Annotated in this window: 12 protein-coding genes; 4 read left to right on the top strand and 8 right to left on the bottom strand. The window is 72.5% G+C overall.

The genetic code is table 11. From position 1 onward, the window contains the following. Positions 1-56 precede the first annotated feature (56 nt). The 5 genes from AB0E07_RS15840 to AB0E07_RS15820 are packed head-to-tail and all read right to left on the bottom strand — an operon-like array spanning position 57 to position 5301. Positions 57-935 (bottom strand): glycosyltransferase, encoded by an 879-nt coding sequence (locus AB0E07_RS15840; protein ID WP_362251394.1) that lies wholly within the window; start codon positions 933-935, stop codon positions 57-59. A gap of 8 nt (positions 936-943) precedes the next feature. Beyond that, positions 944-1723: a CDP-alcohol phosphatidyltransferase family protein gene (locus tag AB0E07_RS15835; RefSeq protein WP_362251101.1), complete on the bottom strand. Its 780-nt coding sequence runs from the start codon at positions 1721-1723 to the stop codon at positions 944-946. Next, entirely contained in the window at positions 1701-2762 is a 1062-nt protein-coding gene (locus AB0E07_RS15830; protein ID WP_362251098.1) for an iron-containing alcohol dehydrogenase family protein, read from the bottom strand. Before AB0E07_RS15830 ends, AB0E07_RS15835 begins: the two co-directional genes overlap by 23 nt. After that, positions 2750-3502, bottom strand: a complete 753-nt coding sequence (locus AB0E07_RS15825) for a phosphocholine cytidylyltransferase family protein (protein ID WP_362251095.1) — start codon at positions 3500-3502, stop codon at positions 2750-2752. The genes AB0E07_RS15830 and AB0E07_RS15825 overlap by 13 nt, the downstream gene beginning before the upstream one ends. After that, the gene (locus AB0E07_RS15820) at positions 3499-5301 is read right to left on the bottom strand and encodes a DUF5941 domain-containing protein (RefSeq protein ID WP_362251092.1); all 1803 of its coding nucleotides are present in this window, start codon (positions 5299-5301) and stop codon (positions 3499-3501) included. Before AB0E07_RS15820 ends, AB0E07_RS15825 begins: the two co-directional genes overlap by 4 nt. Before the next feature lie 278 nt (positions 5302-5579). Here AB0E07_RS15820 and galE point away from each other — a divergent pair, with 278 nt between their 5' ends. From galE to idi, 3 genes are all read left to right on the top strand, one after another. Beyond that, a complete protein-coding gene (gene galE / locus AB0E07_RS15815) occupies positions 5580-6545 on the top strand; it encodes a UDP-glucose 4-epimerase GalE (RefSeq protein ID WP_362251087.1) in 966 nt (321 codons plus the stop codon). A 135-nt stretch (positions 6546-6680) separates the two neighbouring features. Beyond that, positions 6681-7619, top strand: a complete 939-nt coding sequence (locus AB0E07_RS15810) for a cation diffusion facilitator family transporter (protein ID WP_362251084.1) — start codon at positions 6681-6683, stop codon at positions 7617-7619. Between the two features lie 164 nt (positions 7620-7783). Next, positions 7784-8377 (top strand): isopentenyl-diphosphate Delta-isomerase, encoded by a 594-nt coding sequence (gene idi, locus AB0E07_RS15805; protein ID WP_362251081.1) that lies wholly within the window; start codon positions 7784-7786, stop codon positions 8375-8377. Positions 8378-8592: 215 nt separating this feature from the next. On the opposite strand, the gene AB0E07_RS15800 is transcribed toward idi, so the two are convergent. Further along, positions 8593-9069: an ATP-binding protein gene (locus AB0E07_RS15800; protein ID WP_362251392.1), complete on the bottom strand. Its 477-nt coding sequence runs from the start codon at positions 9067-9069 to the stop codon at positions 8593-8595. 249 nt (positions 9070-9318) lie between these two features. On the opposite strand from AB0E07_RS15800, the gene AB0E07_RS15795 reads away from it, so the two are divergent. Beyond that, a complete protein-coding gene (locus AB0E07_RS15795) occupies positions 9319-10074 on the top strand; it encodes an enoyl-CoA hydratase-related protein (RefSeq protein ID WP_362251079.1) in 756 nt (251 codons plus the stop codon). On the opposite strand, the gene AB0E07_RS15790 is transcribed toward AB0E07_RS15795, so the two are convergent. Both AB0E07_RS15790 and AB0E07_RS15785 read right to left on the bottom strand, forming a co-directional pair. After that, complete coding sequence (locus AB0E07_RS15790) at positions 10061-10696, bottom strand: DJ-1/PfpI family protein (protein WP_362251076.1); 636 nt, start codon at positions 10694-10696, stop codon at positions 10061-10063. The two genes, AB0E07_RS15795 and AB0E07_RS15790, sit on opposite strands and share 14 nt — an antisense overlap. A gap of 94 nt (positions 10697-10790) precedes the next feature. Then, the gene (locus tag AB0E07_RS15785; protein WP_362251073.1) at positions 10791-11759 is read right to left on the bottom strand and encodes a DJ-1/PfpI family protein; all 969 of its coding nucleotides are present in this window, start codon (positions 11757-11759) and stop codon (positions 10791-10793) included. Between the last annotated feature and the right edge of the window lie 50 nt (positions 11760-11809).

Raw genomic sequence — 11809 nt, 5'->3', positions numbered from 1 at the left:
CGTGCCGTGAACCATGAGGCCTGGGTGTGGGCCCCCTGTGTGCTGGGTGCAGCTTGTCAGATCACAGGAGGACGGCCCAGCCGGGTCAGCCGCCACACCGTACGCCACTTCATGGGCCGGCGGGGTCCGCACGGGCTCGTCCAGCCTTCCCGGAAACCGCCGAACCATGCCCTGAGGGCGGGCCGGGAGGGGCGGCGCAGCAGGGTGAGCAGCATCCAGACGCCCAGGTAGACGGGGACCAGGGGCGCGGGGAGGTTGCGGCGGGCGAGCCAGACCCGGTTGCGGGCCACCATGCGGTGGTAGACCGCGTGCCGGGAGGGGGCGGTGGTGGGGTGGTACAGCACCATGTCGGACCGGTAGTCGATCATCCAGCCGGCGTCGAGCGCCCGCCAGGCCAGGTCGGTCTCCTCGTGCGCGTAGAAGAACTCGTCCGGCAGCCCGCCGACCTCGACGAGGACCTCGGTGCGCACCGCGTTGGCGCCGCCGAGGAAGGTGGTGACCCGGGAGGAGCGCATCGGGTCCTTGGCGCGCAGCCGGGGGACGTGGCGGCGCTGGGTGACACCGGTCTCCGGGTCGGCGATGCGGAAGCTGATGATGCCGAGCCGGGGGTCGGCGGCGAAGGCCTCGCGGCAGAGCTCGGCGGTGTCGTGCCGGGCGAGGAGCCCGTCGTCGTCCAGGAAGAGCAATATGTCGACATCGCGGCCGCCGGGGCCGAAGGCCTCGATGCCGACGTTGCGGCCGCCGGGGATGCCGAGGTTCTCGGGCAGCTCGACGGTGCGGACGGCCGGGAACTCGGTGACGTCCGGGACGGGCGAGCCGTTGCCGACCACGACCACCTCGACGCGGTCGCCGTCCTGCTTGGCGACCGATTCGAGCAGGGCGCGCAGCTCGTCGGGGCGGTTGCCCATGGTGATGATCACCGCGCCGACCTTCATGGGCGTGCTCACTTGAGCCTGCTCGACGCGAGGATCGACACCAGGTGCAGCAGCGTCTGGAGCAGCGCGATGCCGGCGAGCACGGCCACGCCGAGGCGCGTGAAGAACAGGTCGCCGCGGACCTGGTCGACGACGGCCAGCGCCAGGATCAGCAGCGAGGCCTCGATGCCGAGGATCAGCCGGTGGAACTTGAGCATGGCGGCGGCCCTGCGGGCCAGGGCCATGCCCGAGGAGCGCATCTCGGAGGCGGACTCCTGGACCGGCGGCTTGCCGGCCTGGTGCCGGGCGACGCCGACCAGGTCGGTCTCGGCCTTGATCAGGATGGCGCCGAGGGCGGCCAGGGTGCCGAGGAAGGCCCACAGCCAGTCGATGCGGCCGCTGCCCCACAGGTCGGCGGCGCGCAGTCCGAAGCCGACCAGGACGGCGGCGTCGGTGAGGTAGGCGCCGACCCGGTCGAGGTAGACGCCGTTGAGCGAGTACTGCTTCTTCCAGCGGGCGATCTCGCCGTCCACGCAGTCGAGCAGCAGGTACATCTGGACGCAGACCACGCCGAGCACGGCGCCCCAGATCCCCGGCACGAGCAGTGCCGGGGCCGCCAGGACGCCGAAGACGGTCATCAGGTACGTGAGCTGGTTGGGCGTGACCCTGGTGTTCACCAGGTAGCGGTCGACCCGCAGGGACACCTCACGCATGTAGAGGCGTCCCATCCAGTGCTCACCGCTGCGCCGGTCCTTCACCCCCGCGGGGTGAACGACCGGACGGAGTTCAGCTACTGATGGCCTTGACATAGTCGGCGTAGATGTCCTTGATCTGGTCGGTTGTCAGGTCGAGGTGTTCGAGGATCGTGTAGCGGCCGGGGCGGGTCTGCGGAGCGAACTCCACCGCGCGGACGAATTCGTCCGGGGTGAAGCCGATCTCCTCCGGCAGCACCGGAAGTCCGTGCCGCCGCAGCACCTCGGCCATGTGGGCGGATTCCTCATGGGCCCCGCGCAGGTACATCGCGAAGGCCGCGCCCAGTCCGCACTGCTCGCCGTGGGCGGCGGCACGCCTGGGGTAGAGCAGGTCGAACGCGTGGTTGATCTCGTGGCAGGCGCCGGAGGAGGGGCGGGAGTCGCCCGACACCGACATCGCGATGCCGCTGAGCACGAGCGCCTCGGCGAGCACCTGGAGGAAGTCGGTGTCGCCGATGCCGCCCGGGTGCCGGAGCACGGCCTCGCCGGCCTGCCGGGCGATGGCGGCGGCCAGGCCGTCGATCTTCTCGCCCTTGACCCGGTTGGCCAGCTCCCAGTCCGCGATGGCGGAGATGTTGGAGACGGCGTCCCCGATCCCGGCGCGCACGAAGCGCACCGGGGCCTCGCGGATGACGTCGAGGTCGATGACGACCGCGATCGGGTTGGGCACGCCGTAGGAGCCGCGGCCCGCGTCGTTGTCGAGGGTGGCGACGGGCGAGCAGAGACCGTCGTGCGCGAGGTTCGTGGGCACGGCGACCAGAGGGAGGCCGACCCGTGCCGCGGCGAACTTGGCGCAGTCGATGATCTTCCCGCCGCCGAGGCCCACGACGGCGTCGTAGTGGCCGGCCTTTATGTCGCCGGCCAGCCGGACCGCGTCGTCGAGGGTGCCGCCGCCGACCTCGTACCAGGAGGCGCCGGGCAGTGAGGGGGCGAGCCGCTCGCGCAGCCGGGCGCCCGAGCCGCCGCTGACGGCGACGGCGAGCTTGCCGGAGTGCGAGACGCGCTCGTCGGCGAGCACGCAGCCCAGGTCGTCGAGGGCACCCGGGCGGATGTCCACGACGACCGGCGAGGGGATCAGCCTGGTCAGTACCGGCATGCGATCTCCCGTCCCCGGGCGAGATCGTCGTGGTTGTCGATCTCCACCCAGTCGACGTCACCGATCGGCGCGGTGTCGATCCTGAAGCCGCGGTTCACGAGCTCCTGGTAGCCGTGCTCGTAGAACTGCTGCGGGTCGGTCTCCCAGACCGTCTTCAGCGCGTCGGCCAGCTCCGGGGCGGCGGCGCCCTCGATCAGGGTGACGCCGATGTACTCACCGGTGGCCTCGGCGGGGTCCATCAGCTTGGTGATCCTCGTGACGCCCTTGTCGGGGTCGACGACGACCTTCATCTCCTCGTCCGCGAGGGACTTCACGGTGTCCAGGGCGAGGATGATCCGCTTGCCCTCGCCGCGGGCCGCGAGCAGGGTCCGCTCGACGGAGACCGGGTGGACGGTGTCGCCGTTGGCGAGGATCACGCCGTCCTTGAGGGCGTCACGGCCGCACCACAGGGAGTAGGCGTTGTTCCACTCCTCGGCCTTGTCGTTGTCGATGAGGGTGAGTTTGAGGCCGTACTTCGCCTCCAGCGCCTCCCGGCGCTCGTACACGGCTTCCTTGCGGTAGCCGACGATGATCCCGACCTCGGTCAGGCCGATCTCGGCGAAGTTCGCGAGGGTCAGGTCGAGCACCGTGGGCTCGCCCTCTATGCCCGCGGGGCCCACCGGCACCAGAGCCTTGGGAAGGCTGTCGGTGTAGGGGCGCAGACGCCGTCCGGCGCCGGCCGCGAGCACGAGGCCGATCATGCGGTTTCTCCTTCATCGTGTACGGCAGGGGCTCCAGCGGAGACCCAGAAGCGGATGCTCTCGACGAGCACCACGAGGGCGACGGCCACGGCGAGCACCGTGAGCGCGGCCTTGAACTGCGAGGCGGTGAGCACCGCGGCCAGGACGGTGACGAGCAGCGTCCGTCCTTCGTGCCCCCCGATGACGCGCACCAGCCAGGCCGGGGGCGCTCCGGCGTCACCGCGGATGCGGTACACCGTGTCGTAGTGATGGTAGGCGACGGCGGCCACCAGGCCGAAAGCCGCAGGAAGGGCTCCGTTCACCTCCGCGTTGGCGGCGAGGGCCAGCACGGTGCCGTATTCGGCGGCCCGGAAGAACGGCGGGACCAGCCAGTCGAGGGCGCCCCTGAGCGGGCGGGCCACGGCCAGGGCCGAGGTCGCCGTGTAGAGGAGGGCGGCCAGCACCGGCCAGGGGCCGCCGAAGTCGGTGAGGGCGGCGGTGGCGACCAGCACCGCGCCGCCGAGCAGGGCGAGGGCCGGGGCCGCGAAGCCGGGCAGCCTGCGGGCGGTGCTCCCCAGGGCCCGGGCGAGGTTCTGGGCGAGCGGGCCGGAGTCCGCGAGGTCGGCGAGGGCCTCAGCGGCCCGGTCGGTGCGGGGGGCCTTGCGGGTCAGGGACCGCAGCACCCGGCCGGCCGTGGTGTACGTCGCCGCGAAGGCGCAGCCGACGAGGAGCGCGTAGAAGGTGATGCGGGGGGTGGTGAGGGCGGTGAGGACCGCGATCATCGCCCAGCGTTCACCGATCGGCAGCACGATCATGCGGCGCACCCAGACCGTCCAGCCGACGCTGTCCAGCTTGTCGGAGAGGGCGGCGGTGGGGCTGGTGTTGGCGGTCGCGTCAGTGCCTACGACGTGCGCCTCGTGGAAGGAGAAGTCCACGACATGGCGGCAGGTCTGGAGGACCATCGCGCCCAGGGCGAGGGCCCAGACGTCGTCGCCGCCGCGGGCCGCGCCGAGCGCGAGGCCGGCGTAGTAGGCGTACTCCTTGGCGCGGTCGAAGGTGGCGTCGAGCCAGGCGCCGAGGGTGGAGTACTGGAGGGAGTAGCGGGCGAGCTGGCCGTCGGTGCAGTCCAGCACGAAGGAGAAGAGCAGCAGCAGTCCGGCCGCGACGAAGCCGCCGCGGGTGCCGGTGGCCGCGCAGCCCGCCGCGACGAGCGCGGTGAGCAGGGAGGCGGTGGTGACCTGGTTCGGGGTGAGGCCGCGGCGGGCGCACCAGCGCGCGAGGTAGCGCGAGTAGGGGCTGATGCAGTAGGTCGTGAAGAAGCCGTCGCGGGCCTTCACCGCGGACTTCAGGCGTACGGCCTCGTCGTCGACGGCGGCGACGGCCTGCCGTGCCTCGTTGCGGGTCTGCGGGTCGGTGGGGACCTCGGCGACCAGGCTGCCCAGTTCGGGCCGGTGCACCTCGGTGTCGAGGCCCTCCACGAGCCGGTCGGCGAGGCTGTCCACGAGGGTGCTGCCGGTGCCGGAGGTCTCCCGGGCCAGCGCGCGGGTGAGGGCCTGGCGGGCGGCGGGCTGGGCCGTCACGGCGCCGGGGATCGCGGCGAGCGGGAAGCGGGGGTCGGTGAGGCCGAGGCGCAGCGCGTGGACATGGCCGACGAAGCGGGCGTCGACCACGGCGACCCGCTGCCCGCTGTCCACGGCGGCCAGCAGGGTCTCGGCCTCCGCGGCGTCGGCGGCGGTCCGGACGTCGAAGCCGAGGGAGCGCAGCTCGCCCTCGATCGGCGATCCGGGCACCGGCTGACCGGTGAGGATGGCGGTCGACAACCGAACTCACTCCCTGGGTGCCGACGCGCTGGCGTCGGTCGTTGACACGTGGGGACGCCCCTGGTCCGTGACACCCCGGGCGGCATGTCGGCAGAGGCTATCGGATACCGGGAACGCGGCGTTCACCGCCTGTTTCACGGCCCGATCGGCGCAGTTGGCCCGCGCCGTTTCCGCGATCATCATCAGCTAAACGGGGCCCGGCCCACAAACCGCGTCACCAGAGCGGGCATACGGCACATTTCCTTCGCCTCGGAGGGCTGCGCATAGGGTGGGTGACCATGACTTGGCTGATCACAGGTGGGGCCGGATACATAGGGGCGCACGTGGCCCGCGCCATGGCCGATGCCGGAGAACGGGTGCTGGCGCTGGACGACCTCTCCGCGGGCGTGCCGGCGCGGCTTCCCGCCGGGGTGCCGCTGGTCCAGGGGTCGTCCCTGGACGGCGACCGGCTCAAGAGCGTCCTGGCCGAGCACGGGGTGACGGGTGTGGTGCACCTCGCGGCGCGCAAGCAGGTCGCCGAGTCCGTGGCCCGGCCCACCCACTACTACCGGGAGAACGTCGGCGGTCTCGCCACGCTCCTGGACGCGATGGCGGAGGCCGGGGTGCGCAGACTGGTGTTCTCCTCCTCGGCCGCGGTCTACGGCAACCCCGATGCGGACCTCATCACCGAGGACACCCCCTGCGCGCCGGTGAACCCCTACGGCCAGACCAAGCTCACCGGCGAGTGGCTGGTGCGGGCCGCCGGGCAGGCGCACGGCATCTCCACCGTCTGCCTGCGCTACTTCAACGTGGCCGGAGCGGCCGCGCCCGAGCTGGCCGACACGGGTGTGTTCAACATCGTCCCCATGGTCTTCGACCGGCTCACCCGGGGCGAGGCCCCGCGGATCTTCGGCGACGACTACCCGACACCGGACGGCACCTGCATCCGCGACTACATCCACGTCGCCGACCTCGCCGAGGCGCATCTCGCGGCCGCCCGCCGGCTCGGGGACCTGGACGGCGACCTGACCCTGAACATCGGCCGGGGCGAGGGGGTCTCGGTGCGGGAGCTGATCGACGTCATCGGCGAGGTCACCGGCGACACCCGGCGGCCGGTCGTGGAGGGCCGCCGGCCCGGTGACGCGCCGCGGGCCGTGGCCTCGGCCGCCCTGGCCGGGCGGGAGCTCGGCTGGACCGCCTCCCGCCCGGTGCGCGAGATGGTCGAGTCGGCGTGGCTCGGCTGGCGCCTGCACCACGGCAGCTGACCGCCCGGCGCCCTGACCTGCGGATCGTTTCCGCAGGTCAGGGCATATGACAACGGTGTTCAGTGCCGCGTTGCCCGATACCCCCCACCCGTAGTTCACTGTGATCCCGGAAGCGATGACAGGAGGCGGCTTTCCATGGGGGCTGGGCACGATCACGGTCACGCGCACGGCGGTCACGGCGGCGGCACCGCGACCGCGGCGTACCGCGGCCGACTGCGCGTCGCCCTGGCCATCACGCTCACCGTCATGGTGGTGGAGATCGTCGGCGGTGTGGTCGCCGACTCGCTCGCGCTGGTCGCGGACGCGGCCCACATGGCGACCGACGCGGTGGGGCTCGGCATGGCCCTGCTGGCGATCGGCTTCGCGAGCCGGCCGGCGACCGGCAACCGCACCTTCGGCTACGCCCGCGCCGAGATCCTCGCCGCGCTCGCCAACTGTCTGCTGCTGCTCTGCGTCGGCGGCTATGTGCTGTACGAGGCGATCCAGCGGTTCGTCACCCCCGCCGGCACCGAGGGCGGGCTGACCCTGGTGTTCGGCGCGATCGGCCTGGTCGCGAACATGATCTCGCTCACGCTCCTGATGCGCGGCCAGAAGGAGAGCCTGAACGTGCGGGGCGCGTTCCTGGAGGTGGCGGCGGACGCGCTGGGCTCGGTGGCGGTGCTGATCTCCGCGGTCGTGATCCTCACCACCGGCTGGGAGGCCGCCGACCCGATCGCCTCGCTCGTCATCGGCCTGATGATCGTGCCGCGCACCGTGAAGCTGCTGCGCGAGACCCTCGACGTGCTGCTGGAGGCGGCCCCCAAGGACGTCGACATGACCGAGGTACGGGCCCACATCCTGGCGCTGGACGGCGTCGAGGACGTCCACGATCTGCACGCCTGGACCATCACCTCCGGGATGCCGGTGCTCTCCGCGCACGTGGTGGTCACCTCGGAGGCGCTCAACGCCATAGGGCACGAGAAGATGCTCCACGAACTCCAGGGCTGCCTCGGCGACCACTTCGACGTCGAGCACTGCACCTTCCAGCTGGAGCCCGGCGGGCACGCCGAGCACGAGGCGCGGTTGTGCCACTGACGGGGTCGCGCCGGAGCGCAGCCGTCCGGCGCGCGGGCGCGTCCTCACTCCCGTAGCCGGACGCCGTCAGGGTTCCGCCGTCGCCGCGCCGGGCACGATCAACTGCCGGGAGTGCCGGATTCGTGCGGCACACTTGGGGCGCAAGAACGATGTGAAGGATGGGTATGCCGATCACACCTGCCGCCGCGACGCACACTCCGTCAACCGGCACCGCAGAGGAGATTTTGCTCGAACTGGTCGACGAGAACGGTGTGACGATCGGCACCGCGGAGAAGCTCGCCGCCCACCAGCCGCCGGGCCTGCTGCACCGCGCCTTCTCCGTGTTCCTCTTCGACGAGCGGGGCCGGCTGCTGCTCCAGCAGCGCGCGCTCGGCAAGTACCACTCCCCCGGTGTGTGGTCCAACACCTGCTGCGGCCACCCGTACCCGGGTGAGGCGCCCTTCGCCGCGGCGGCCCGGCGGACCTTCGAGGAGCTCGGGGTCTCCCCGTCGCTGATGGCCGAGGCGGGCACGGTCCGCTACAACCACCCGGACCCGGACTCGGGCCTGGTGGAGCAGGAGTACAACCATCTCTTCGTGGGCATGGTGCAGTCCGCTCCGCGGCCGGACCCGGAGGAGGTCGGCGACACCGCCTTCGTGACGCCCGAGGAACTGGCGGAGCGGCACGCCAAGGAGACCTTCTCGTCCTGGTTCATGACCGTGCTGGACGCGGCCCGCCCCGCGGTGCGCGAGCTGACGGGCCCGTCGGCCGGCTGGTGAGCCGCCTGGCGTACCGCGTCCAGAGGCGCCCAGCGGCGTCTAGGGCGTGTTTTGAAAGTCCCGTCGTCCGCCCGAAGGGTGGGCCCCGCGGCGTCTGGTGCGTGCGATCGCAAGGCGCCGGAGCGCCCTAATAGCGGAGCTATTCGGGCGTTTCGGCAACGCGGCGAGCGTGCGTGCCAGGCGCCGCGGGGCAGGCGGGACTTTCAAAACACGCCCTATAGGACGTGTGCGGGGGTGAGCGGCAGGGCGGCCCAGATCACCTTGCCGCCGCTCGCGGTGTGCTCGACGTCGCACACCCCGCCCGCCTCCCGGGTCACCTCACGCACCAGCAGCAGCCCCCGGCCGCCGGTCTGCCCGTGGTCGGCCTCCAGGGCGGTGGGGCGGTAGGGGTGGTTGTCCTCCACGGACACCCGCACCCACTCGGCGCCGACGGCGACCTCCACGGCGAGCATCGGCGACAGCAGCGCCGCGTGCCGGACGGCGTTGGTCACCAGCTCCGAGACGATCAGCAGCAGGCCGTGCAGCCGGTCGTCGGTCAGCGGAACTCCCTGGCGGTACAGCAGGTCCCGTACGGCGTGCCGCGCCTGCGGGACGGACGCGTCGACGGCCGAGGCGGTGAACCGCCACACTCCCTCGTAGGGCAGTGGGTCGTCGGTTGGGCGTGGGGCGGGCCCGCGCCCGGGATCGTCCATCGTCCGGTCGCCACCCTTGCGCTCGATTGTCACCACGCGTCGAGTGTTGGTAACGAGCCGCTCCGGCCCAGGGAACTGAGCAGAAGTGTGCGCTTTTCGAGCGCTTTCCGACCGGGAGCGTATGACGTCGTCAGATGGGGGACCGCTCCTGTCCCACCTGTGCCGACTTTACGAACTATTCGGGTTGTACGGGTTTGGCGGCCCGGCCCGCCCGCGGCGGCGCGCGGCCCTGCGGATAGCATCCGGCGCATGGAGCCGCAGTTGCTGCACGGCGTCGCCGACTCGGTGGCCACCGTCGTCGTCCACCACCCCGAGAAGCGCAACGCGATGACGTCGGCGATGTGGGCGGCGCTGCCGCCGCTGCTCGACACGCTCGCGGCCGACCCCCGGGTACGGGCCCTGGTGCTGACCGGATCCGGCGCGACCTTCTGCGCGGGCGCCGACATCTCCGCGCTGCGGGACGACCCCGAGCAGGCGCAGCTCCTCGCCCGGCGGGCCGAGGACGCGCTCGCCGCCTTCCCCAAGCCGACCCTGGCCGCCGTACGCGGGCACTGCGTGGGCGGCGGCACCCAGTTGGCGGCCGCCTGCGATCTGCGGTTCGCCGAGGAGGGCGCGCTGTTCGGGGTGACCCCGGCCAACCTGGGCGTGGTGTACGCGGCCTCCTCGACCCGCCGGCTGGTGGCGCTGACCGGCCCTTCCGCCACCAAGTACCTGCTCTTCTCCGGCGAGTTGATCGACTCGGCGCGCGCCCTGCGCACGGGCCTGGTCGACGAGGTGCTGCCCGCGGGCGAACTGGACAAGCGGGTCGTGGAGTTCACCCGCACGCTGGTGAGCCGTTCCCGGCTGACCCAGGCCGCGGCCAAGGAGTTCGCCGACGGCCGACGGGACCGGGACGAGCACTGGAGGGAGCAGGCCCTCGCCAGCGGCGACCTCGCCGAGGGGGTCACCGCCTTCCTCCAGCGCCGCCGGCCGGAGTTCACCTGGAACGTGCCTACGTCAGGATGAACCGGCTGCCGGCGCGGAACTCCTCGACCAGGTGCGCGGGCGCCTTGTCGGGCGAACCGGCGTCGTAGGGCGGCTGCGGGTCGTACTCGGTCAGCAGTTGCACCGCCCGCGCGTGATCGTCGCCCGCGATGCGGCCCAGCAGGGTCAGGCCCATGTCGATGCCGGAGGAGACCCCGGCGGCGGTGACGTACTTGCCGTCGGTGACGACCCGCTCCCCCGTGGGCTCCGCGCCGAACCGGGGCAGGAAGTCCAGGGCGAGCCAGTGGGAGGTCGCCCGCCGCCCCCGGAGCAGTCCGGCGGCGGCCAGCAGCAGGGAGCCGGTGCACACGGACGTCGTCCAGGCGCTGGTGGCGTCGGCGGCGCGCAGCCAGTCCAGCAGCGCGGGGTTCTCCATCTGCGCGGTCTGTCCGGGGCCGCCGGGCACCACCACGATGTCCGGGTGCGGCACCTCGGCCAGGGTGCGGTCGGCGGTGAGCGCGAGGTCCCCGGTCTCGTTGCGCACGGGCCCGGTCCGCTCGGCCACGAAGACGGTCTCGGAGTCCGGGAGGCGGCCGAGGGTCTCGTAGGGGCCGACGGCGTCGAGAGCGGTGAAGCGGTCGAACAGGACGATGGCGATCTGCATCGGGAAGCCCTTCTCGTCGGTCGGACGAACTCAGGTCGGGTCGGTCAAGGTCGGGTCGGATCGGTCAAGGTCGGGTCGGGTCAGGTCGGGGCAGTCAGGCAAGGGGGGCGGGGCGGAAGCGGCGGCGGTACTCCGCGGGGGCCGCGCCGAGCGCCTTCAGGAAGGCGCGGCGCATGGCCTCGGGTGTGCCGTAGCCGCTGGCGCGGGAGATCTCCTCGACGCCGCCCGCGGTGTCCTCCAGCAGCCGCCGGGCGTGTTCGAGGCGGACCCGGTCCACGTAGCGGCCGGGTGTGGTGCCGGTCTCGGCGCGGAAGGCCCGGGTGAAGTGGCGCGCGGAGAGTCCCGCCCGTGCGGCGAGGGCGTCGACACCCAGGTCGGAGGCCGGGTGCTCGGTGATCCACTGCTGAACGTCCCGGAGCGGCTCGCGCCGGGCGGTCTGGGCGGCGAGCTGCGCGCTGAACTGGGCCTGGTTGCCCGGCCGGCGCAGGAAGACCACCAGATGGCGGGCGATGGTCAGGGCGACGTCCCGGCCCAGGTCCTCCTCGACCAGGGCGAGCGCCAGGTCGATGCCGGAGGTGACCCCGGCGGAGGTGGCGACGGTGCCGTCCCGGATGTAGATGGGATCGGGGTCGACCTCCAGCTCCGGGTGGTCATGGGCGAGCCGGGCGCAGTACGCCCAGTGGGTGGTCACCCGGCGGCCGTCGAGCAGGCCGGCCCGGGCGAGCAGGAGGGCGCCGGTGCAGACGGAGACGAGGCGCTCGGCGCGCGGCCCGTGCGCGCGCAGCCAGTCCGTCAGCCGGGGGTCGGGGCTCCGGGTGCCCTGGCCGCCCGGGACCACCAGGGTGTGCGGGGCGGGTGCGTCGGGGGCCGGGTCCAGGGCGGTGTCCGGGGCGATCCGCAGGCCGCTCGACGTGACGACGGGCGCGCCGTCCAGGGAGGCCGTACGGATCCGGTAGGTGCCCGGGACCTGCGCCTCCGCCCCCGTGAAGACCTCCAGGGGGCCGGTGACGTCGAGGCTCTGCACACCGTCGAAGAGGACCAGGAGAACCGTTCGCTGCGCCATGCACACGATTCTTCGCGGGCGGGCGGATGTCCGCAACGACGAGTTCCCCA

Origin of the sequence: Streptomyces sp. NPDC048002, assembly GCF_040653275.1 — a bacterium.
GTDB lineage: Bacteria > Actinomycetota > Actinomycetes > Streptomycetales > Streptomycetaceae > Streptomyces.
The sequence above is the reverse complement of the archived record's forward strand: the minus strand, read 5'-3'. Positions and strand labels throughout refer to the sequence as shown.

Bases quoted from the DNA above. Each gene is read 5' to 3' on its own strand.
- AB0E07_RS15830 (WP_362251098.1), bottom strand. From the start codon at position 2,762: ATGCCGGTACTGACCAGGCTGATCCCCTCGCCGGTCGTCGTGGACATC.
- AB0E07_RS15825 (WP_362251095.1), bottom strand. From the start codon at position 3,502: ATGATCGGCCTCGTGCTCGCGGCCGGCGCCGGACGGCGTCTGCGCCCC.
- idi (WP_362251081.1), top strand. From the start codon at position 7,784: ATGCCGATCACACCTGCCGCCGCGACGCACACTCCGTCAACCGGCACC.
- AB0E07_RS15810 (WP_362251084.1), top strand. From the start codon at position 6,681: ATGGGGGCTGGGCACGATCACGGTCACGCGCACGGCGGTCACGGCGGC.
- AB0E07_RS15835 (WP_362251101.1), bottom strand. From the start codon at position 1,723: ATGTCAAGGCCATCAGTAGCTGAACTCCGTCCGGTCGTTCACCCCGCG.
- AB0E07_RS15785 (WP_362251073.1), bottom strand. From the start codon at position 11,759: ATGGCGCAGCGAACGGTTCTCCTGGTCCTCTTCGACGGTGTGCAGAGC.
- AB0E07_RS15800 (WP_362251392.1), bottom strand. From the start codon at position 9,069: ATGGACGATCCCGGGCGCGGGCCCGCCCCACGCCCAACCGACGACCCA.
- AB0E07_RS15790 (WP_362251076.1), bottom strand. From the start codon at position 10,696: ATGCAGATCGCCATCGTCCTGTTCGACCGCTTCACCGCTCTCGACGCC.
- galE (WP_362251087.1), top strand. From the start codon at position 5,580: ATGACTTGGCTGATCACAGGTGGGGCCGGATACATAGGGGCGCACGTG.
- AB0E07_RS15795 (WP_362251079.1), top strand. From the start codon at position 9,319: ATGGAGCCGCAGTTGCTGCACGGCGTCGCCGACTCGGTGGCCACCGTC.
- AB0E07_RS15840 (WP_362251394.1), bottom strand. From the start codon at position 935: ATGAAGGTCGGCGCGGTGATCATCACCATGGGCAACCGCCCCGACGAG.